This is a genomic window from uncultured Holdemanella sp., from assembly GCF_934772795.1.
Classification (GTDB): Bacteria; Bacillota_I; Bacilli_A; order Erysipelotrichales; family Erysipelotrichaceae; genus Holdemanella.
On the sequence record NZ_CAKVMR010000015.1, the window covers coordinates 15975 to 39272 of the forward strand.

The window sequence follows — 23298 nt, forward strand, 5'->3', positions numbered from 1 at the left end:
AAATCAGTATACTAAAATTTATAATGATTCACATCTATTTTTTATATTTTCTCTTTACGATAAGATCGTGTAGTTTAGTGTCAAATATCGATAAAAATACACCGGAAATTACACGAATATTTTAATAATAATCACACTAAACGACACGTAACATATAAAAGGAGTTGAAATTCATCAACTCCTAAGTGTGTTATTTATCGAATTTAATCGCAGCTTGTGCCGCAGCAAGTCTAGCGATTGGTACACGATATGGTGAACAAGATACGTAGTTCAATCCAACTCTGTGACAGAATTCAATACTTGCTGGATCACCACCATGTTCTCCACAAATACCTAATTTAATATTTGGACGCGTACGTCTTCCAAGTTCTGTCGCCATCTTAACAAGTTTTCCAACACCTCTTTGATCTAAGTGCGCAAATGGATCTGATTCAAAGATTTTCTTGTCATAGTAATCTTGTAAGAATCCACCTGCATCATCTCTTGAGAATCCAAATGTCATCTGAGTTAAGTCATTTGTACCAAATGAGAAGAATTCGGCTTCTTTTGCGATTTCATCTGCCAATAATGCAGCACGAGGAATTTCAATCATTGTTCCAACATGATACTTCATATCAAATTCTGATTCTTGAATCAATTTGTCAGCTACATCGCATACAACTTTCTTCACAAAACGAAGTTCAGCAACATCACCAACTAATGGAATCATGATTTCAGGTTCAATCTTCCAATCTGGATGTCTTTCATTGACAGCTAATGCAGCCTGAATAACAGCTGTTGTCTGCATTTCAGCAATTTCAGGATATGAAATAGCCAAACGACATCCACGATGACCCATCATAGGGTTGAATTCGTGTAAGCTAGAAATAACAGATTTCAATTCATCCAAACCAATGTGCATATCTTTAGCCAATTGTGTAATATCATAAGAGTTTGTAGGTAAGAATTCATGTAAAGGTGGATCCAAGTAACGAATAGTCACTGGTAGACCTTCCATAGCTTCATAGATTCCTTCAAAGTCACTTCTTTGCATAGGCAAGATTTTTTCTAAGGCAACACGTCTTTGTGCAGCTGTTTTACTAACAATCATTTCACGAACCGCTTTAATACGATCCCCCTCAAAGAACATGTGTTCCGTACGAACTAGACCAATACCTTGCGCACCAAATTCATGAGCTTGTTTTGCGTCATGTGGTGTATCGGCATTTGTACGAACTTTTAATGTACGTCTTTCATCCGCCCAGTTCATAAAACGTTCAAAGTCTCCTGAAATACTTGCAGGAACGGTTTTTATAGCACTACCATAGATATTTCCAGTTGAACCATCTAAACTGATCCAATCTCCACGGTGATATTTCACACCATCAATTTCGAAATAGCCTTCATCATCATGCATCTTGATATCGCCACAACCACTTACGCAGCATGCACCCATACCACGAGCAACTACGGCAGCATGACTTGTCATACCACCACGAACAGTTAAGATACCTTGAGATACGTGCATACCTTCAATATCTTCTGGACTTGTTTCTAGACGAACTAAGATAACTTTGTGATTACGACTTGCTTCTTGAATCGCTTCTTCTGCACTAAATACAATTTGACCACAAGCAGCACCTGGACTTGCTGGTAATGCAGTTGCGATTGGTTCAGCTTTCTTTAATTCATCCGTATCAAACATTGGGTGAAGTAATGAATCTAATTGTTTAGGCTCAACCATCATTAAAGCTTCATCTATAGTAATCATGCCTTCATCCACCATATCACACGCAATCTTTAAGGCAGCCTGTGCAGTACGTTTACCATTACGTGTCTGCAACATGAACAATTTACCCTTTTCAATAGTAAATTCCATGTCTTGCATATTACGATAGTGCGTTTCCAATTTCTTAGTAATAGCTACAAAATCATCATATGCACTTGGAGCTACTTCTTTTAATTGATCGATCTTTTGAGGTGTACGAATACCCGCAACAACATCTTCACCTTGTGCATTCATTAAGAATTCACCATACAATTTATTTTCACCCGTACTTGGATTACGTGTAAAGGCAACACCTGTACCACAATCATTACCCATATTTCCAAATACCATCATTTGTACGTTAACAGCAGTTCCCCAGCTTGAAGGGATATCATTCATCTTACGATAGTAAATAGCACGAGGGTTATTCCAAGAACGGAATACCGCTTCAATAGCTCCCATCAATTGTTCTTTTGGATCTTCAGGGAATTCTGATTTCAATTCATTTTTGTAGAATGCTTTAAATAATTCTACTAATTTCTTCATATCCTCTGCATTCAAATCCAAATCATCTGTAATGCCTCTTTCAGCCTTTACTTCATCGATGATTTCTTCAAAACGCTTTTTACTCAACCCCATAACAACGTCTGAATACATTTGAATAAAACGACGATATGAATCGTATGCGAAACGCTCATTATTAGTCAAGTTTGCGACTGTTTCGGCAACTGTTTTATTCATACCCAAATTTAAAATAGTATCCATCATACCAGGCATACTTGCACGTGCCCCAGAACGAACAGATACTAATAAAGGATTGGCTTCATCCCCTAATTTTTTTCCAGACTTCTTTTCTAATAAATCTAGATATTCCATAATTTGAGCTTTAATACCATCATTGATAGTTTCATTATCTTCATAATATTGGTTACAAGCTTCTGTAGTGATTGTGAATCCATAAGGCACAGGCATTCCAAGTTTAGACATTCCAGCTAAGTTGGCACCTTTACCACCTAACAATTCACGCATCGTTTCATCGCCTTCATTAAATTCATAGACATATTTTTTATCCATATATTTTACCTCCTTTTGTAACCGTTTACATGTGTAAATAATTATAGCACACAAATTAACATAGTGATAGTTTTTTTTGAAATTTCACAAATAAAAACCTATTAGCTTTCACCAATAGGTTTATCCACGCTTAACAACCGCACTTTTTTGTCTAAACGTAATACCAATCTTTACAATATCATCGACGCCAAAAGCTTTTAATTCTGCATCATATTTCATATTATCAATCTGTCGAAGTGCACTATCAGCAAGTGAATCTAAATCAATATTCATATCTTTTGTATGCTTCAACTCAAAGATAAATCCCGGCATATTCTTTACCATAGGCAACAATTCAATATCAAACCGACCTAAGCCAGATTCTCTATTCGATCTAACTTGATATTGACTACCTAGTACAGCACATAATCCAAGCATCATACCATGATAAAACGCTTCACTAGCTCCATCCATAGTTGATATACTTTTCAACATGAAATTTTCTAGTAAAGATTGCAGTTTATTTGCATCCTTAGAAAAGATAGCTTGATGAACTGAAATCGAAACATTATTTTGGTTTGTACGATTCAACACCTCTTTTTCATACACAAATGCGATTTCCTTATTTGGAATTGCCACATCACACATATAATTCCCATCATTTTGCGGATATATTGCCGCCACCTTTAAATACCCCGCAACCAATAAGAAACTATAAATACTATAAGGATTACTTTGAACCTCAGGATAGATCACACTTGTATCTATATAAGTGGTGATTGTATTTCCACATAATAATTTATATAAATTCTCATTAATTTCAGGTGTTGCAGCACCGATGATTTCACCAATGATATCATTACTACCCGTCGATTGCCAAAAAGCCTTAGGAAAGCACTGATCTGAAATATAATTGATTACTGACCAAGGATTAAATATCTCGGTGTTCCCAAAACAATATCCATCATACCATTCGCAAATTTCTTGATATTTATCTTCATATTCATAATATTCAAGCATGTCTTTGACTTCATCTTTTGTAAAGCCAAAATATGAACTATAACTATCGTCTAATATCGAATTGGTTTTTAAATTGTTCATTCCACTAAAGATACTTTCCTTTGCGACTCTTAAAATGCCTGTTAGAAAGCCAAAAGCCAAGTGTGGATTGTCTTTTAGACCACCCGAAAAGAAATTGCGCATAAAATTTACAATATCAATATAAAAATCACAAAGATGACCTTGTTGAATAGGCGTATCATATTCATCAATAATAATGACACACTCTTTTCCATAATGCTTGTGAAGCAATAAAGATAAAAGTTGAAGTCCCATTTGACAGTCAACCTCATTCATGCCTTCACTCGCAAAACGATGATACTGTTCTTTTTCGTATGAACTTAGTACAGTACTGCTTTCCAATTCATCATGACGCATAAACTCTAAAGAAATTAATTTACTGATTTTTTGAAAAGTCTCATGCCAACACGAACATTTAATATCTTTAAAAGACAAAAATATTACAGGATATTGGCCCTGATGTTTCGTGTAATAATCCCCACATTGCCAAATATATTTATCCTTAAAATAAATAGATGTATCCTCCGGTGTTTTTTCAAAAAACACACGCAACATATCCATATTCAATGTTTTTCCAAAACGCCTTGGACGCGTGAAAAGAGATACCATCGGCAACGCATTCAAAAAGTCACGAATCAATAACGTCTTATCAACATAGTAATAATTCGTTGTTGCTGACTTAAAATCAGATACACCAATTGGTAAAGGCTTTTTAGGACCTAAAATCGCATTATCTGGAATCAGCCAATTACGTCCATCTTTTATTGCACCAACTATTTCTTTTTGTTTACACATCTGCTGAATTCTACGAATCGATACACCCATCTTTTTTGCGGCAGATTCACAAGATATATAGCCCATACAGCACCTCCTAAACATACTTCTACTCTAAGTATATCTGTTTAAGCGAAATACATCAACTTCATTTCGTTTGCGTTTCGTTCTAAACGAAATAATTTACCACTTTATAACACACATTTCAAATCTAAAAGCCAAAAAAAAGAACTAGAATCCTCTAGTTCACACTTGCACGCTCTCTACACTTACCACAAACAGAATAGTTTGGACAAGCATCTGTACACGCATTGTCTACGACTGTTCTTAATTGTGCCGGCATCATTGTTGTGATCTCATCATCATCATATCCAACCACAAGACTCTTTTCCGATAAAAGAATCGGTCTTTTTAGAATGGATGGATTTTCCTGAATCAAAGTCACTAATTCCTTCATTGAATAATCATCAATATCTTTTTGAAGCGCCTGGAATGCCTTTGAACGAACCGAAATAATATCTTCCGTTCCATTTTCGCATCGCGACAATAAATATTTAATTTCACTTTCCTTCAATAATGAAGTAAATATATTCTTTTCAACAAATTCAATTTGGTTGTCCTTTAACCATTGTTTTGCCTTACGACAACTCGCACAACCTGGAGAAGTATATAAAATTACCATAATAATAGCCTCCTTCAACTAATTATATCATATTACTAGGTTTAAAAGAAATAGTTGTATCTTAAATTTATATGTGCTATATTCTTCCCTAGTGAGGTCAAGAAATGGAAAAAGCTATTTTATCAAGAATCAATTTACAACTACAAGATACTGACATTGCACAAGAATATTTTGATACAATATCAGACTTAATTGATACACAAGAAGTGCAAGCACTAAAAAAATGCAGCCAACACTTGGCTACATCTCGCTTTCAACATTCTTTAAACGTTTCTTATTATTCCTTTTTGATTTGTAGAAAATTCGGCCTTGACGCCTATAGCGCAGCACGCGCCGGTTTATTACACGATCTATATTACTACGATTGGAAAACCAATGACGAACGTCCTCTTGAAGGAAATCATGCGATGATTCATCCAATCATTGCCCTTGAGAACGCAAAAAACATCACAGTAACCAATCCAACCATTGATGATGCCATTCTACATCACATGTGGCCATTAAAAACAAGCCATCCAAGCACAAGTGTTGGATGGATCATTCAAGCTGTAGATAAATTCTGTGCCATCACAGAAATGGGACACCAATCTCTATTTCGAGTTAGTCGTTCCAACAATCTATTAAGCTATTGTATTCTATTTACATTCCTATTCACAATGTAGGCAGCTAGAATGATCTAGCTGCCTTTAGTTTTTCCTTAAATTGTTCTAGCCATAAAGAACCATCTTTATCCAAACCATACTCACCCATTTGAATACTTGGCTTTTTCTCCCCATGGAAATCACTTCCACAAGTAATCAATAAATGATGTTCCTTCGCTAGCTTTTCATAATATACATTCTGTTCAGGCGTATGATAATTACTATAAGCTTCAATACCATCCACTCCAGCATCCAATAACACCTTCAACATCTCATCATTCTTATAAAAAGTATTAAAAGGATGTGCTACAACCGCAAGTCCACCAGCCTCATGAATCTTTTTAACCGATTCTACAAAATCAGGCATTGGTACATATACGAATAAATCGGATCCATATTGACATTTATCCCAAAAGAAATTCACTGGTGCCGGATCACTTCTTTTACCACCCGGAATATAATCCTTAAAATCTGGAATATCTTGATAACGAGGATCATTGAACATATGCGTACACATCACAAACCAAGGATTCTTACCATTTGCCTCTTTTAAGACAGCCTCTTCATCAATCTCAACACCATACTTTGCTCTTAATTTATCACAACGCGTTGAAAATGCATTTCTAGATTTTACTTGCGTTCTTTCCATTAAGTTTTGAAAATATGGTTCCTCTAAATCAATACCATATCCTAGTAAATGTACATCTGTATATCCAATACTTGTCGAACACTCAATGGCAGGAATCACTTCAATATCCGCTTCCTTGCCAAGCTTGATCATTTCCTTCACACCACTGATACAGTCATGATCACTTAACGCAATGGTTTTTAATCCTCTTTCTTTTGCTATTCCAATCAATTCTTCAGGCGTAAACTGACCATCCCCCGAATAACATGAATGCATATGCAAATCAAATTCATTCATTACTATAACCCTCTTTACATCACATAGAAAAATAAAATCACAAAGATACCTAAAATAATGCGGTACCATCCAAAGATTGTAAAATCATGGCTCTTTACATAGTTCAACAAGGCTTTGATTGCGAATAAACTCACCACAAAAGCCACAAACGTTCCCAATAGTAATAAGAACAATTGTCCAAAACTAAATAAACCAACCTTTATAAAATATTTGATGACCTTTAAAAGACTCGCCCCAAACATGACAGGAATGGCCAAGAAAAACGAGAATTCACTTGCGACCGTTCTAGAACAACCACAATATAAGCCGCCCAAAATTGTAGCTCCACTTCTTGAAGTTCCTGGAATCAAGGCTAGACATTGAAAGCAACCAATCTTTAAAGCCGATACATAATCAACTTGTTCAATCGTTTCAATCTTTTCTTGTCTTGGATTCTTCTCAACCAAGATAAAAATAATACCATACGCAATCAATGCCACCGCAATCACAAAGTTTGCCGACAAATACCCTTCGATAATATCATCCAACAATAAGCCAATAACGGCAGCTGGAATGACACCCACAATTACCTTAGACCAAAGTTGTAAAGTCTGTTTCTTTTTTTTAGCGGACTTTCTTGAATCAAAAGGATTCAACTTCTGATAGTACAACACTAAAACCGCTAAAATACTTCCAAACTGAATAACCACCTTGAACACTTCAAAGAAAGTAGCCGGTTCAAGTGGCCAAATACTCGCAAATAAAATTAAATGTCCTGTCGAAGAAATCGGCAGCCATTCTGTTATCCCCTGTATGATTCCTAATACGATTGTTTTGACAATACTAGATAAGAATGTCATTCTTCATTCCTTTTCGCTGCATAATCATGAACCATCTGTTTAAAAATTTCGCCCCTAATCTCATAATTTTTAAACTGATCAAAACTAGAACATGCAGGACACAATAAGACAATATCACCAGGCTTAGCTAGTAATACAGCTTTTTCAAACGCATCCTTCATGGTTTCAACACTCATTTGACTTGTGAAGATATCTTTAAACTTATCTTTTGTCTGACCAAAAGAAATACATTTCTTCACTACACCATCATATTGTTTCAAATCATCAAAAGAAATATGTTTATCTTTACCACCACAAAGTAGAATTACATTCTTTTCAAACGCAGATAAACCCGCACAAGCCGCATGCGTATTTGTAGCCTTTGAATCATTATAGAAACGAACATTATCAATTGTATCTACATATTCAATACGATGTTCTACACCACTAAATTCACGAATCACTTCCTGAATATTGAATAAAGAAACACCCATCAAATAAGCCATACAACTTGCCATCATCGCATTGCCACAATTGAATTCACCAACGATCTTTAAATCCGATATAGTAAACAATTGTGTATCTTTATAATAGGCAAACTTATCATCTTTATATAAATCGACATCTTTTCTCTTCAAAGAAAAATCAATCACATGACAAGGAATGTTTTGCGCATACTTCACTACATTTTCATCATCCACATTACGAATAAAATAATCATCCGCATTTGTGTTCTCATAAATACGCATCTTACTTTCATAATACGCCTCTAAACTATCCATATAATCCAAGTGATCTGGTGCTAAATTTGTCACTGTAGATACATGCGGTCTAAATGTCTCAATTCCCAACAATTGGAAATTACTTAATTCAAGAGCTACATTATAGTCTTCATCCGTATATTCTAAAGCCAATTCACACAAAGGTGTACCAATGTTTCCGGCAACCAAACTCTTCTTTTGACGATTCAACATCTCATATAATAACGTCGTTACGGTTGTCTTACCATCTGTACCTGTTACAGCTGCATAATTAAAGTTCTTGGCATAACGATACGCCACTTCAATCTCTGTATAGATCTTAGCGTTTTGTTCCACAAAATAATGTACAAAAGGAACACGATACGGAATACCCGGATTCTTCACAATAAACGCATACTTCTTTTCTTTTAATGAATCTGGATGCCCTTCATCAAACACTTCAATACCTAGTGATTCTAATTCTGCTTTTTCTTTTACTTCATTCGAATCCGTTAAAACAACATGATATCCATTCTTTAATAATAATTTACTAACGGCAATCCCACTACGGGCAGCCCCTATGACTAATACAGTTTCCATTCTACATTACCCCCAAAACAAGTCCAAGAATCGCAAAGATAACACCGGCAAGTCTGAAACGAGAAACAACCTTTTCTTCCGGCCATCCACACATTTCAAAGTGGTGGTGCAAAGGCGCCATCTTGAAAATTCTCTTATGTGTTTTTTTATAATACGTAACCTGTATAATAACGCTGCAAACTTCTGCAACAAAAACAAAACCAATAATAATCAATAAAATTTCTTGTTTTAAAACCATGGCGACAGCCGCAATCAAGCCACCCAAAGCTAATGATCCCGTATCCCCCATAAAGATTTGAGCTGGATGCTTATTAAACTTCAAATAGCCAAGTAACGCAAAGATCACTAGACAAATCAAACAAACCACATTATATAATCCTTGCATCCATGCGAATACCACAAATGGAATAAGCGCAATCACCATTTGACCTGCACACAATCCATCTAAACCATCCGTTAAGTTTACGGCATTCGTTTCAGCTGTAAACATAAAGAATACTAAGATAAAGTAAAACCATGATAAATCGATTGTGACATCAAAAATTGGAATCCAAATATTAGTTGTTGAACTTGTACGATACAAGAAGAAAAACACAACAGCTAAAATCGACTGAAGCAAGAACTTATGAGCTGGTTTTAACCCCTCATTATTCTTTTGTACTACAATAATATAATCATCAATAAATCCAACAACACCATATCCTACAAAGGCAAGTAGAATAATGATCGTATTCATATCCAGTTTGAATGGAGTAAAGAAAGAACCTATAATATAAACAAGTGTTGGTACAATAATGAAGGCTAGTCCACCCATAGTTGGCGTACCATTCTTCTTTTTATGACTTGCCAAACCTTCTTCTCTTTCGGTTTGTCCAAACTTAATTTTATGTAAATAATCAATCAATCCAGGCATGATCACTAACATAATCGCATGTGTAACCAAACACATACCTAAGATTATCAAGCAATTTGAATTCAACATTCCATCGTCTCCTCTTTTTTTAAAACATTATCATTATAACATTCTATTGAGTCTTGAACAAATTTTAATTCAGGGGTTGAAATAAGGGCTTGTTAATGGTATTATAGTTAAGCGATTGCGTAAATGAAAGAAAAAGGAGGACATTAAGATGTCAAGAGTATGTGCAGTATCTGGAAAAGGTCCTTTATCTGGAAATAAACGTTCTCACTCAATGCGTGCTTCTCGCCGTAAATGGAACGTGAATCTTCAAAAAGTTCGTGTTGTAGTTGATGGAAAGCCACAAACTATCCGTGTTTCAGCTAGAACATTAAAAACTTTGAAGAAACAAAACGCTATTTAATTTTAGATAATTAGGATCCTTAAAAAAAATTATGCATAAGATAAAAAAGAAGAGATAACTCTTCTTTTTTTCTTTTATGTTATACTCTAAATATGAACAAGAAAGATAAAGATGAACTATTCAACAAGGGACTCAGCGAAAAAGAAATCGAAACTCTTACACAAAAAGGTTTCACCAAAGATGAAATGATTCAATCCCATCAATATAATAATGAAATCAAGAAAGGATTGAATTTCATTTCTTGGCTTGTCGATTTGATAACTTGGCTTATACCTTAAAACAGCAGCGATTACTCAATCACTGCTGCTTTTTATGTTTCATTTTATTTAAATACATATTTTGATCTGCCAAATCCTTAACACTTACAATATCTCCCGTCAACAACAAGGCTGAACCATACGATACAGAAGGCAAGTATGTATATTTACTACGTTTCTTTTTTATGAAACTTTCAAACTGTACAGAACACGCCTCTTCATTTCGACTATTCTTTAATAATACGCAGAATTCATCGCCACCAATTCTGTAACAATATCCATACTTGGCATATGCCTTTTTAATACAATCCGCAATCATACTTAAACACAAATCCCCTTTGACATGGCCATACACATCATTGACATGTTTAAAATCATCCACATCAAACACAATCAACATACCATTTGTATAATTCATTTCTTCACAACGATTCAAAAAACTATTCTGATTTAATAATCCTGTCAAACCATCTAACTGATTCCACATTTCACTACAATAAATAAAATATAAAACCGAAAGTAAAGTGACGCAAAGCCAGCTCACATGAAGTTCTGGAACTAAGATTTGAATGATGGTTTCTGCAACCAAGAAGATCATTAAAGGATAGATCAAGGCTTTACTGCGATTTTGAAACTGTTTTGAGACAAAGATCGTAGATAAAGATAAATAGAATATAGATATAAAATACGCAAATATATAAATAAAGAAATAATGCCCCCTAGAATATATATTTTCTTGACTGACTGAAAATACAAGTCCAGACGGAATCGATATAGCTAGAATCAAAAGATATAGGATCTCACATAAAATCGCCAATTTAAATTCCCACCTAAGCCTTGTCTTTTTATCCAAGACATATACCAAGCATATACAAACCGATGGTGTAAGGCCAAAGCCAAGATAGTTCGATACTATATTTACCCAACGATATTTTATTGGTAAACCATCAACTTTTAAAGTGACAACCTCTAATAATGAAATAAACGCAATCAATCCAAACGCAAATAGAAAGCCACGCTTTTGTTTCTTATTTAACGATTCACTTAATCGCGTCAATATGCACATGAAACAAAGAACGAAAATATCAATTGTCGTTAATACATAAAAATATCCATTCATCACTCGCTATCCCATTCCTTATATATACGTCTAAATACGATGGGACTGTTCTTCTTCAAATACTCTTTTTGAAGCCAATCCAAATACGTTCCCGGACTAATAATACCACGAATACTCAATACATCCGCACCTAAAGTTCCCAAAACTAAATCGGTAAAAGAAGCACAATTATCACCTAAAGCCCAATAAATATGGAATTTACCACTCTTCACCTTATATAACTTAGCTCCCGTACGATAATGTAGACGACTCGGGTAATCCATTTCATATTCACTAAAACGATCATACCCATCTTCTTTTTCAATCTTTGTATACCATCGATACCCATTCTGACGAATCTTTTCAATTTCTTTTTCAATCATCTCATTCTGTTTTGGTGTTGTATAAATACCATATTCAAAAATGGAATTGTTTTCGGCCGAAATCATATTTGGAATGTATTTTTCTAATGGCACCGTAAAGAAAATACCATCCCCAATCGTCTGATTTAAATGAAAGGAATCACTATCATAATTTCCATAACTATAAACAATATCATCATACGCAAAACAAATGTGCCCTACCTTTTGAAAGCCCTTGGGCCCTACATGCACAATCACCTTTAAACGCACAACCTCATTATTCTTATACGTATTCAAATCTTCAGGCTTACCATCCTCCAAATACCGGTTGATACTTGTCAAAGCCGCATCTGGAACGAAAGCACAAAGAAAAGCTGGAAGCGTGATTCTTATTTTTCGTTTCCATTTATATTTTGTCAAAGGATTAATGCCTTCATAGCCATCCCCTAAATAACGTGTACCTAAGATCATAAAATAAATGCCAAAAGCACGCATTAAGAGATCAGTATGAAAGTCTGGATTCAATAATAAATAGAAGCCAAAGAAAATATAAATAAAGCTAAACACAAAGTTAAAGAAGTTTCCCTTGATATGATTGATTTGATTAATCACTAGCTGAACGAAACAGGCAAAACCACAAAGAATACAATATCCACCAAAGTTGACTCTCAAGATCCATTGTGGAAGATAACGAAAGTTCATTAAGAAAAACATAAACGCAAAAGAAAATATGGAAAAGAAAAAATCTTTATTCTTCTTATTCTTCACAAAACGAATAAATAAAACCACCCCATTGACACATAAAAATACAATGGATGCGATTAAGATTCCGGTAAAAATACGATTGGGAATCCATATCATGATGGCTCCCGCAACCATTAATATGGTTCCAATCACAAAGTTCATAGCTACATCATAGAACATAGACTACCTCCAGTTGGATTGTACACATAAAAAGCTGCCTTCATCCACACGAACGATTCCCTTTTTCCCTATTAAAGAATTACTAGTCGTATATATTTCTTCGATATGAATACGTCTTTTATCTAATGGATATAAAAATCCCGATAAAGAAAGCACACCCTCTGTAATAGGATAGAACGAAATATGATGATATGAATCATCAATTTCATGAACTCCCGCATTCATAACCGATATTTTTTGATGCTCATCAATCAACACTAAATTTTGAAAACGATACATCGCCAAGCGAATATTCGCAATCGTATGATCGATTCTTCCTTGCATACCACCATATAAATAGATCGTATCATAATCTTTACACAAACGAATCGCAAGCTCTGAATCCGTTTCATCCTTCATGATCGGATGTCTTTCGATTGGACATGTAATTCGTTTAAATTCTTCTTCACTTAAAGAATCAAAGTCTCCCACTGCCATTTTAATGGGAAAACCCTGATCAATAATTTTTAATGCTCCGGCATCGACGCCGATATAATCACAATTTTTAATTTTTGGCACAATATCAACGAGTGGTGTAATTAAAACAGCACAAGTCATTTATTCAAGCATACCTTCAATTGTCTTTGCGATATCATTCTTAAATACGTAGCTGCCCGCAACCAATGTGTCACACCCCGCATTTAATGCCAATCTAAATGTATCCTGGTTGATACCACCATCAATTTCAATACGATAGGATAGGTTTAATGCTTCACGCTTTTCTTTTAACCACTCTACTTTTTTAAGCATATCCGCCATAAATTTCTGGCCACCAAAACCAGGCTCAACACTCATAACTAAGACAAGATCACAAGATTCAAGTACACTTTCAAAAGGTTCAATCGCCGTATTTGGTTTTACGACAATACCACCTTTTGCGCCCAAACTATGAATTTCATCCAACAACTTTTGAATACGAGTCAAATCATTATTTAAAGCTTCTGTATGGAAAGTGACTAGATCCGCTCCGTTTTTAATAAAGATAGGCGCATACGTTTCTGGATCTTCGACCATTAAATGCACATCCATAAATAATGGACAAGCCTTTTTAAAACCTCTTAAAATATCAGGTCCAAACGTTAAATTCGGTACGAAATGACCATCCATCACATCAAAGTGTAACCACTCTGCCTTAGATTCTTTTAAAATTTCTAATTGTGCACTCACATTGGAATAATCCAAAGATAAAATTGAAGGTGCAATTACGATTGAATTCATTGTTTTTTACCTCTTTCTTCCATAATATTTTTATAATCCTCATAAATAGACGGATTGATATCTCCATTTTCAACAGCCTCTTTGATCTTACAATCCGGCTCATTCAAGTGCTTGCAGTCTTTAAAACGACAAGTATGAATATATGGTTTAAAATCAAGAATACATTCATCTAAATACGAAGTGTCTAATCTTGTAAAATCTAAGCTTGAAAAACCAGGCGTATCTGCCACTAAACCATCACACACATGGTGCAGCTGACAATAGCGCGTAGTATGTTTACCACGACCCAAAGCTTTAGAAATAGCTTGTGTCTGTAATTCAAAATCTGGATTTAGACGATTCAACAAAGAACTTTTTCCCGCTCCAGACTGACCACATAAAACAGACACTTTTCCATTTAAAATGTCCTGTAGCTCTTTATCATCACTACCAGGATTTGAGAAGACCACATCATATCCGGCCTTTTTATATTTTTCTAGATCCGCCAATATTTCTTCTGGATTTTCAAGAAGATCTAGCTTCGTCACACAAATCACTGGCTTAACACCCGCTAAGCCTACCAAGAAGATCAAACGATTTAACAAGTGACAAGAATAGTCTGGATCTTTTAAACTTGTGACAATCAAAGCCTGATCCACATTCGCGATGGCCGGTCTTAAAAGACGATTTGTTCGTGGCAATACCTTATGAATACGATACGAATCTTCAATCTTTTCATATTCGACAAAATCTCCAACGACAGGTGCTTCATGCTGGCGCATCTTCCCTCTTGGTTTGGCCATGATTTCTTCTTTTTCATTTTGAATCGTATATTGATTCGAAATAATTTTTATAATTCTTCCTTGCTGCATATTAATCATAATACAGTGTTACTACACTGTTTGTTCCTTCCTGTACATATTCAGTTCCAACATCCGGCGATACACTCATGACCTTATTGCTGCCCTGTCCATTTTCAATATGGCTCAAGACAACCGCAATTCCTAAATCATTCAACTCATCTTTGGCATCCAATACGTCTTGACCAATCAAATCTGAAGGAATCACAATCGAAGGATAGGTACTGACCACAAAAGTAATTGTTTCCTTACTATCTGGATCAATACGTTTTCCTGGCGTTAACCCCTTTTGTTCTAAAATAATGCCTGGATCCATGTCTTTTGATCCTTCATATTCCACTTCAATCTGCACATTTGGACAATTTTGCTCCAATTCATAAGCAGCCTCCGAATACAAGCCATCTGTAAAGTCCGGTACTAAATAGGTAGATCCTTTAGAAACAGTTAAAACGATTTTCGCATCATTTAAAATCACTTCACCCTCTTTATAAGAAGCCTTAATGACTTTTCCCTTTTCATACTTATCATTCGCCTTATAGACATATGTGACTCTTGAAGTATTAAAATGCGCATCCTGCAACACATCGATTGCCTCATCCGGCGTCAAATCCACTACATCTGGCATCGTTTGATAGCCTAAAAAGCCACTGATTCTAATAATGCCTGTAATACTGGCAATCAATACAAGTACGACAATGGAAATCACAACCGCTGCACTAATCATGACAGCTGGAATCCAATTGCGTTTTTTCTTCTCTTCTTTTTCAGACTCTTCATCCTCAAAATCAATATGCCCATTATCGTATTTCATCAATTCTTTATTCGGACTTGTATCCACCTTGATACGCTTCATATCACGATATTCTATATCCATGCAATGCATCAAATCATAAAGCATTTCTTTACAAGATACATAACGATCCTCTAAACTTTTAGCGGTCGCCTTTAAAATAATATTTTCAACAGACTGCGGAATATCCGGATTGAAATCACGCACATAAGGCATTGGTTTACGCAAATGCTTGATCGCAATCTCAGTTGGCGTCTTACCAGTAAAAGGAACATGCCCTGTTAATAGTTCATAGAATACAATACCCAATGAATAAATATCCACTTGTGCATTTGGTTCTTTACCCTGTGTTGTTTCTGGCGCTAAATAATGAGCTGAACCCATAACCGTATTATTATACGTTAGCTGCACAGAACCATGGGCTACCGCAATCCCAAAGTCTGTAATTTTAATCGTACCATCGTCTTTTACCAACACATTTTGCGGCTTGATATCACGATGAATAATATTATGATCGTGCGCATGATCAATTGCGCTGATCAATTGTTTCATAATGCCAATGGCTTCATCCACATCTAAAGCTCCGCGTTGCGCAATCAAATCTTTTAAAGTTCGACCACGAATATATTCCATGACAATATAGTGCATACCTTCATATTCACCAACATCATATATATCTACAACATTTGGATGAGATAAACGACTGGCTGCACTTGCCTCACGTTGAAAGCGTACTAATGCCATCGCATCCCCACTTAATTTATCACGTAGAACTTTAATTGCCACGATACGATTTAATATCGTATCCTTCGCCTTATAGACATCCGCCATTCCACCCTGACCAATCAAAGACAAGATCTCATAGCGGTTCGCTATTTGTTCCATCATCATAGTTATTATTCTCCATCATTCTCCATTAAGATAACTGTGCAGTTATCATAACCACCTGATTGATTGGCTCTGGCAATCAGTGTTTCTGTCTTTTCCTGTAAAGAAAGAGTTGGATCATGTACAATATCCGAAATCACTTTCTTTTCAACATATCCATGTAATCCATCGCTCGAAATCAATAAATATTTATATGTATTTTCAATCTTATTGATATCAATACGGAAAACATGCCATACACCTAAGGCATTTGTTAATGTGTTTTTTTGTGGATGCGACTTAGCCTCATCCAAAGTAATCTTACCCTCTTTTAATAATTGGGCTATGACACTATGATCTTCACTCATTTGAATCAATTCATTATTATAATCCGCATAGATTCTTGAGTCTCCCACATTAAAAATAAACGTCCCAATATGAGCTTTGATGACACCCACTGCCGTAGTCCCCATACCTCTTTCATTGGGATTTTTTAAGCTTTTTGAATAGATGAAATCATTCGCCTGATTTAAATTTTCACGAATCCAGTTGTCGACCTGACGATCTTTTTTAAATACAGGAGACTTCATAAATGCTTCATACATCGTCATTACCGCTGTATGACTCGCCACTTCTCCTGCTTTTGCACCACCAATACCATCACAGACAATGGCCATCCATTCATCGTTGGCATTATGAGCGATACAATAATCATCTTCATTTAATTGTCTTACAAGACCTACATCTGTATTCGCAAAAACTTTCATCTGCTTAAATTCCTTCCTTTTTAATTTCTTTGATTCTTAATTGTCCACAGGCCGCGTCAATATCGTTACCATGTTCTTTACGAATTGTGCAACGAACATGATTCTTCATCAATAAATCATAGAAGACCATAGCTTCATCGTGACTTACCGATTTAAAGCCTTTTTCATCCACTGCATTGTATGGAATTAAATTCACATATGCATTCATTCCATGAAGAAGTTTTGACAATTGTTTGGCATGCTCAGGACGATCATTGACACCATTTAATAAAATATATTCAAATGTCAAACGACGATTGTTTTCCTGACCATAATACTTTACAGCTTCCATCAACTCTTTTAATGGATAGGCATGGTTGACTGGCATTAATTGATCACGCAATTCATCATTTGGTGCATGTAAACTAATAGCCAAATTGTATTGTGTATGTTCATTCGCAAAATCATAGATTCTTGGAACAATACCACAAGTTGAAATCGTAATATGTCTAGAACCAATGCCTAAACCACGATCATGGTTTACAGTTGCCAAGAAATTCATCACATTGTCATAGTTATCAAAAGGCTCACCTGTACCCATGACGACAATATGTGAAAGGCGCAAGTTATCTTTATCCAATTCCTTTTGAACATACATTACTTGGGCAACCATTTCACCACTTGTTAGATCTCTTTTTTTCTTAGTCAAACCACTTGCACAGAAAGCACAACCCATGTTGCAGCCAACCTGACTCGAAACACAAACGCTACGACCATAGTCGAAGACCATCATAACACTTTCTAATAGGGCTCCATCACTTGTTTTAAACAAGAATTTTGTCGTTCCATCATGTGAAACTTGTTTTTTTATTAATTCTAAAGGATTCACGACAAAATCTTTTTTTAAGATTTCTCTTGTTTCCTTTGATACATTGCTCATTTCATCAATGTCGAATACACGATTGCGATACAACCATTGAAAGATCTGATGTCCACGATACGATTTCCATCCGTGATCTAGGGCATATTCGCACATTTGATCATAATTTAAATTGTATAAACTTTCCAAAATAGCACCTCAATTTCTATCGTTCATTATATCATTTACGCACTAGTTTTGCCATATAGAAGCCATCTTGTCTTGTATCACTAAAAATGGTTTTTTCATCCACAAGACTAAATTCTTCATTGGCACGCAAAAATTTCTCAATTTGTTTTTCATTCTCTTTTTTATTCATCGTACAAGTGGAATAGACTAAGACTCCCCCTGCCTTAACATATTGACTTACATTATTCAGAATAGAATACTGCAACGGAATCAATGTATCCATATCTTCCGGAACCATATGTAATTTAATATCGGGCTTTCTAGATAATACGCCATAGCCAGAACATGGAACATCACATAAGATACGATCATATAACACTGAACTTTTAAATGTTGTCGCATCCTGTACACCTGCATGTACAATATCAATACCTAAGCGTTTGGCATCACTTTCTATCAAATCTTTACGATGTGCATGTAGATCATACGAATCAATATGCCCTTTGTTGTGCATCCTTTCGGCCATGGCCATCGTCTTTGTTCCTGGAGCTGCACAACAGTCTAAAATCGTTTCATTTTCATGTGGATCTACAAACTTTGCAATCGCAAAACTTCCTTCATCTTGAGCACTCATATAGCCTTTTTGGTAGTAGTCATGATGAAAATAATCATTACCCGCATAAACATATAATGGGTCTTGAACACAATCAAACACATTCAAATCAAAATCAGATTCATTTGTCTTTAATACATTTCGACGAACATACATCGGTAATATATTGACACTTGCACTTGCCATCACTAAAGCTTTTTCTTGGCCATATTGAGAAACCCACATCTTATATAGCCAATCTGGTAAAGAATACTTTAAGGCCACATTATCTGTTTCAATTGGCTTCACTTTATGAAGTACGGCATTTGTCAAACCGGCATATTTCACATTGATCTTTTTGGCGATATTAACCGCATCATTGACAATCGCATAGCTTGGTACTTTATCCAAAAACAACAACTGGTATGTACTCATTGTCAGTAATACATCCATTTTAGGATTTAATGTATTCTTTACGTACTTTGACCAGCATTCTTTACAATACCGATAGTTCTGAATCGTTCCATAAAAAATGCGTGTTGCTAAAGCACGATCCTTTTCTTCCACTTCCTGTAAGTGATTTCTTAAATATAAATTGGAATAGACTTCTTTATTCACAACTTCATCTAAGGCTTTCCATATCCATTTTCTCATTCTATTCCTCCATCATTATTGGATGCATATTCACATCCACAACCTGTTTCGTTTCATCTAAATAATCCCGAACAAGCTTATGCAGTAACTTGTCATCCTTTGATTTTAAAATCAAGCGTACACGATGTTTCTTTTGTTGCATACGAATTTCAATCGGACCTAAAACACGAATGGATGAAAAATATTCTTTCGCAACACTCGCCTGTTTGTAAGCTTCCCGCAAATCAAAGTGTGTAAATACTAAAGTACATAAATACACATAGGGTGGATACATACCTAAATGGCGATAACGCATTTCTTGATTAAAGAACATCTTGTAATCATGCATCTGCACACATCGCATCACAAAGTGATCTGGATCAAATGTCTGAATCATAACCTGTCCTTTTAGCTTTCCACGACCACTTCTTCCACTCGCCTGTTCTAACATTTCATATGCCGTTTCACTTGCCCTGTAGTCATTTCGACAAAGCGTGGCATCCGCATTTAATATGCCAACAAGGGTCACTCTTTCAAAATCCAAGCCTTTGGCCACCATTTGTGTACCGATCAATAAATCACCTGACTCCTCAAATTCTCTTAACAACTTTTCATGTGCATTCTTTCTACGCGTACTATCCGCATCCATACGAACAACATGATGATCTTTAAAGATTTCTAGAATCTGTTCTTCTAAGCGTTCGGTTCCCATACCGGCCTTAAAGTAATTTTTAGAATGACAACTTGGACATTCTTCCATAAATGGAAATTGTCTTCCACAACAATGACATACTAAGGCATTCTGATTTTTATGATAGGTTAAGGCTACACCACAATCTGGACATATGCGTACATGTCCACAATCGCTACAGCGAACAACGGGTAAATAGCCTCTTCGATTTAAAAGTAAGATCACTTGTTCATGTTTCGAAAGACGCTCATGAATAGCTTGAAGTAATGTTTCCGATAGGCCGTTTGTGATTCGTTCCTTTTTCATATCTACCAAACAAATTTCTGGCATTTCATGAATACGATTTTTTAGTTCAATGAGTTCATATACATTTTTATAGGCTCTTGCGTACGATTCCAAAGATGGTGTAGCACTTGCCAAAACAACTTTACACTTATGATAGGCCGCACGAAATAAGACTATATCACGTGTGTGATATCTTGGAGTATTATCTTGTTTGTAGCTTGAATCATGTTCTTCATCCATTAAAATCAAGCCTAAAGAAGAAAACGGCATAAAGCAGGCACTACGCGTTCCAACCACAATATCCACTTCATGATTCTTCACTAAATTATATTGTTCGAGCTTTTCTTGTGCATTCAATCCTGAATGATAAATCGCAATCTTTTGTTTAAAGCGCGCCTGCACTCTTTGTATCATCATGGGTGTTAAACCAATTTCAGGAACAAGAAACAGAACTTGTTTACCAGATGCTAGTACATCTTCAGCTAATTGTAAAAAGACTTCCGTTTTACCAGAACCCGTCACTCCATGAAGTAAAGAGACTGTCTTATTGGTATTTTGAATGGTTTGAATTGCGCATTCTTGTTCAGAAGTTAATGAATGAATCACATCAACAATTTCTCGAACACAAGTATTTGAATCTTTGATTCTTTTTTCAATTGTAATATAGCCTTTATCCAATAATACTTTCGTAATCAAAGGACTGACTTTTCTAAGTTCACTTATCTTACATGGATAGGTAAAACTAGATAGCACTTCTTTTTGTCGGGTAGTTAAAGGTAAGCTTGATTCATTCAATACCGCATAATCTTCATAAATGATTTTCGAATGATTACTCGAGGGACGAAGAGCTGGTGGCAGCATCGTTTTATAACATGTCACTTTCGAGCTCGCATAAAAATCAGCCATATAATTGGCCAATAACTTTAATTCGTTATTCAATAATGGCTTTTCATCTATGACTTCAATGACGGGTTTAATATTTTTAAAATCGCTTTCTACATTCACTTCTTCGACAAATCCTACAAGTGTACGATTGTTGAATTCAACACGGACTCGACATCCCACTTCAACATCCGTATCACAAGAATATGTAAAGGTATTGCGTAGGCGATTGTATTCTACATATACATTAATCAGCATGCATCTATTATAACATTAATCTGGATTTGACATTGATATTTATTTTGGTATATTTGAAATTAAGGAGATAGGTATGTATATTTTTCTTGGAATTATAAACATTCTTTGTAGCATTATCATTGGTTTTGTCGTAAAACCATTCAACAATCAAGTGTTGGATATTTGTGTATCCCTATTATTCTTTGTGAATGGAATCTTAGACATTCGAAAAGCCTTCAAAAACAACTAAAAGCACCAAATGGTGCTTTTATCATTTATCGAATTATAAGCCATATTTCTTTCTCATTTCTTGAATGGCTACCTTTGCATCTTTCGTCTCTCCTATATCAATTTGGTATTCAGAAATCGCAATATTTTGGTACATTTCAAGTTTTTTCAACGTTGATTCATTCGTTTCATTGCATACGTCTGATATTTCAGAAGTGTTTTTTAATATTTGTGGCATATTATTATCTCCTCATGTCTTTATCATACCATGAATATTCATTAAATATTGTAAAGCTTGACTCGATACACCATTAAACTTACAGTCAGGTATACCCAGATAATAGCCTTGCCCATAATGTACATGTAAGTTGCAGATACATTCTAATTCCTCTTGTGTTTCAATGCCTTCTGCGACAAGTTTCAATCCCATTTCATCACAATATTCTACCAATAGCTTCATCATACTTTGTTTAGATTTACTTAAATGAATATTACGTACCAGTTCAATATCGGCCTTTAAATAATTGGGTGTTGTATTCACAACACGATTCAATCCGGAATATCCAGCCCCTACATCATCCAAGGCGATTTGATAACCTTGATCAATATAGTGATTCATAATAGCTTGCAGTAATACATAGTTTTCAATATCGGTTCTTTCTGTAATTTCAAAGACAATATCTTCATTTAATAATCCAAACTTTTCTAATTTTCGATTAGTAAATCCGGAAATAAAATTCGAATCTTGAAAAATTCGTCCATCCACATTTAAGAATATCTTTGTCCCAGAAGGTTTATTCATAGCTGCTTTTATCGCCTTATCTCGACAAAGTTTCTCTAGCTTCCATACACAACCATAGGCTTCAGCCAGGCAAAATAATTCCTCAATATTTATATCTATATTTTTATTTTCAATCCGACTCAACGATTCATAGGCCACTACATTGCCATTTTCTAAATTTACAATGGGTTGAAATACTGGATAAATGGCTTTTGTCTCTAAAACCGTTAATAGTGCTTGTTTATTCTTATTCACAATTATGAGGATACATAAGATTTATTAACATCCATACAAACTGAAATTAAATCTTTGTTAAATATGGAATATATAAAACTGTTATGAAGTGACCTTTGTCAAGACAAAATTACACTCATATTTCATAAATATTCAGTTTTAGA

23 protein-coding genes are annotated in these 23298 nt (G+C 35.2%); 4 read left to right on the forward strand and 19 right to left on the reverse strand.

Annotated features, from left to right (window positions below; genetic code table 11):
- Positions 1 to 190: 190 nt before the first annotated feature.
- The 3 genes from ppdK to Q0F04_RS04420 form a co-directional block, all read right to left on the reverse strand.
- Complete coding sequence (ppdK, locus tag Q0F04_RS04410; protein ID WP_295750605.1) at positions 191 to 2821, reverse strand: pyruvate, phosphate dikinase; 2631 nt, start codon at positions 2819 to 2821, stop codon at positions 191 to 193.
- A gap of 120 nt (positions 2822 to 2941) precedes the next feature.
- Positions 2942 to 4741, reverse strand: coding sequence for an AAA family ATPase (locus Q0F04_RS04415; protein ID WP_295750608.1), 1800 nt, complete (start codon positions 4739 to 4741; stop codon positions 2942 to 2944).
- Positions 4742 to 4895: 154 nt separating this feature from the next.
- Positions 4896 to 5336: a Spx/MgsR family RNA polymerase-binding regulatory protein gene (locus tag Q0F04_RS04420; RefSeq protein WP_295750610.1), complete on the reverse strand. Its 441-nt coding sequence runs from the start codon at positions 5334 to 5336 to the stop codon at positions 4896 to 4898.
- A 104-nt stretch (positions 5337 to 5440) separates the two neighbouring features.
- Between Q0F04_RS04420 and Q0F04_RS04425 the strand changes: the two genes are divergently transcribed.
- The gene (locus Q0F04_RS04425) at positions 5441 to 5998 is read left to right on the forward strand and encodes an HD domain-containing protein (RefSeq protein WP_295750613.1); all 558 of its coding nucleotides are present in this window, start codon (positions 5441 to 5443) and stop codon (positions 5996 to 5998) included.
- Between the two features lie 4 nt (positions 5999 to 6002).
- On the opposite strand, the gene Q0F04_RS04430 is transcribed toward Q0F04_RS04425, so the two are convergent.
- Genes Q0F04_RS04430 through mraY form a run of 4 tightly spaced genes read right to left on the reverse strand, consistent with a single transcriptional unit; the run spans position 6003 to position 10042 of the window.
- A complete protein-coding gene (locus Q0F04_RS04430; protein WP_295750615.1) occupies positions 6003 to 6902 on the reverse strand; it encodes a PHP domain-containing protein in 900 nt (299 codons plus the stop codon).
- A 14-nt stretch (positions 6903 to 6916) separates the two neighbouring features.
- Positions 6917 to 7741 (reverse strand): undecaprenyl-diphosphate phosphatase, encoded by an 825-nt coding sequence (locus tag Q0F04_RS04435; protein ID WP_295750618.1) that lies wholly within the window; start codon positions 7739 to 7741, stop codon positions 6917 to 6919.
- Positions 7738 to 9060 carry a UDP-N-acetylmuramoyl-L-alanine--D-glutamate ligase gene (gene murD / locus Q0F04_RS04440; RefSeq protein WP_295750621.1) on the reverse strand — a complete coding sequence of 441 codons (1323 nt, stop codon included), beginning with the start codon at positions 9058 to 9060 and terminating at the stop codon, positions 7738 to 7740. Before murD ends, Q0F04_RS04435 begins: the two co-directional genes overlap by 4 nt.
- A 1-nt stretch (position 9061) precedes the next feature.
- Complete coding sequence (mraY, locus tag Q0F04_RS04445) at positions 9062 to 10042, reverse strand: phospho-N-acetylmuramoyl-pentapeptide-transferase (RefSeq protein ID WP_295750624.1); 981 nt, start codon at positions 10040 to 10042, stop codon at positions 9062 to 9064.
- A gap of 148 nt (positions 10043 to 10190) precedes the next feature.
- On the opposite strand from mraY, the gene rpmB reads away from it, so the two are divergent.
- A complete protein-coding gene (gene rpmB, locus Q0F04_RS04450) occupies positions 10191 to 10382 on the forward strand; it encodes a 50S ribosomal protein L28 (protein ID WP_003865181.1) in 192 nt (63 codons plus the stop codon).
- A 92-nt stretch (positions 10383 to 10474) separates the two neighbouring features.
- On the forward strand, positions 10475 to 10660 hold the full coding sequence (locus Q0F04_RS04455; protein ID WP_295750627.1) for a hypothetical protein: 186 nt from the start codon (positions 10475 to 10477) through the stop codon (positions 10658 to 10660).
- A 19-nt stretch (positions 10661 to 10679) separates the two neighbouring features.
- Here the strand turns inward: Q0F04_RS04455 and Q0F04_RS04460 are convergent, their stop codons facing one another.
- The 10 genes from Q0F04_RS04460 to priA are packed head-to-tail and all read right to left on the reverse strand — an operon-like array spanning position 10680 to position 21912.
- A complete protein-coding gene (locus Q0F04_RS04460) occupies positions 10680 to 11759 on the reverse strand; it encodes a GGDEF domain-containing protein (RefSeq protein ID WP_295750629.1) in 1080 nt (359 codons plus the stop codon).
- A complete protein-coding gene (locus Q0F04_RS04465) occupies positions 11759 to 13024 on the reverse strand; it encodes a hypothetical protein (RefSeq protein WP_295750632.1) in 1266 nt (421 codons plus the stop codon). The genes Q0F04_RS04460 and Q0F04_RS04465 overlap by 1 nt, the downstream gene beginning before the upstream one ends.
- A gap of 3 nt (positions 13025 to 13027) precedes the next feature.
- Positions 13028 to 13621, reverse strand: a complete 594-nt coding sequence (locus Q0F04_RS04470; protein ID WP_295750635.1) for a thiamine diphosphokinase — start codon at positions 13619 to 13621, stop codon at positions 13028 to 13030.
- Positions 13622 to 14281 carry a ribulose-phosphate 3-epimerase gene (rpe, locus tag Q0F04_RS04475; protein ID WP_117570753.1) on the reverse strand — a complete coding sequence of 220 codons (660 nt, stop codon included), beginning with the start codon at positions 14279 to 14281 and terminating at the stop codon, positions 13622 to 13624.
- Positions 14278 to 15132 (reverse strand): ribosome small subunit-dependent GTPase A, encoded by an 855-nt coding sequence (gene rsgA, locus Q0F04_RS04480; protein ID WP_366510372.1) that lies wholly within the window; start codon positions 15130 to 15132, stop codon positions 14278 to 14280. The genes rpe and rsgA overlap by 4 nt, the downstream gene beginning before the upstream one ends.
- A gap of 1 nt (position 15133) precedes the next feature.
- Positions 15134 to 16801 (reverse strand): Stk1 family PASTA domain-containing Ser/Thr kinase, encoded by a 1668-nt coding sequence (gene pknB / locus Q0F04_RS04485; RefSeq protein WP_295750641.1) that lies wholly within the window; start codon positions 16799 to 16801, stop codon positions 15134 to 15136.
- 5 nt (positions 16802 to 16806) lie between these two features.
- The gene (locus tag Q0F04_RS04490; protein WP_295750644.1) at positions 16807 to 17544 is read right to left on the reverse strand and encodes a Stp1/IreP family PP2C-type Ser/Thr phosphatase; all 738 of its coding nucleotides are present in this window, start codon (positions 17542 to 17544) and stop codon (positions 16807 to 16809) included.
- A gap of 4 nt (positions 17545 to 17548) precedes the next feature.
- Complete coding sequence (rlmN, locus tag Q0F04_RS04495; RefSeq protein WP_117570761.1) at positions 17549 to 18592, reverse strand: 23S rRNA (adenine(2503)-C(2))-methyltransferase RlmN; 1044 nt, start codon at positions 18590 to 18592, stop codon at positions 17549 to 17551.
- Positions 18593 to 18623: 31 nt separating this feature from the next.
- Positions 18624 to 19817 (reverse strand): 16S rRNA (cytosine(967)-C(5))-methyltransferase RsmB, encoded by a 1194-nt coding sequence (gene rsmB, locus Q0F04_RS04500; RefSeq protein WP_295750647.1) that lies wholly within the window; start codon positions 19815 to 19817, stop codon positions 18624 to 18626.
- A 1-nt stretch (position 19818) separates the two neighbouring features.
- Positions 19819 to 21912, reverse strand: a complete 2094-nt coding sequence (gene priA / locus Q0F04_RS04505; RefSeq protein WP_295750650.1) for a primosomal protein N' — start codon at positions 21910 to 21912, stop codon at positions 19819 to 19821.
- Between the two features lie 73 nt (positions 21913 to 21985).
- Here priA and Q0F04_RS04510 point away from each other — a divergent pair, with 73 nt between their 5' ends.
- Positions 21986 to 22141 carry a hypothetical protein gene (locus Q0F04_RS04510; RefSeq protein WP_295750652.1) on the forward strand — a complete coding sequence of 52 codons (156 nt, stop codon included), beginning with the start codon at positions 21986 to 21988 and terminating at the stop codon, positions 22139 to 22141.
- 33 nt (positions 22142 to 22174) lie between these two features.
- On the opposite strand, the gene Q0F04_RS04515 is transcribed toward Q0F04_RS04510, so the two are convergent.
- Together Q0F04_RS04515 and Q0F04_RS04520 are read right to left on the reverse strand one after the other, a co-directional pair.
- Complete coding sequence (locus Q0F04_RS04515) at positions 22175 to 22357, reverse strand: hypothetical protein (RefSeq protein WP_295750655.1); 183 nt, start codon at positions 22355 to 22357, stop codon at positions 22175 to 22177.
- A 12-nt stretch (positions 22358 to 22369) separates the two neighbouring features.
- Positions 22370 to 23155, reverse strand: coding sequence for an EAL domain-containing protein (locus Q0F04_RS04520; protein ID WP_295750658.1), 786 nt, complete (start codon positions 23153 to 23155; stop codon positions 22370 to 22372).
- Positions 23156 to 23298 lie beyond the last annotated feature (143 nt).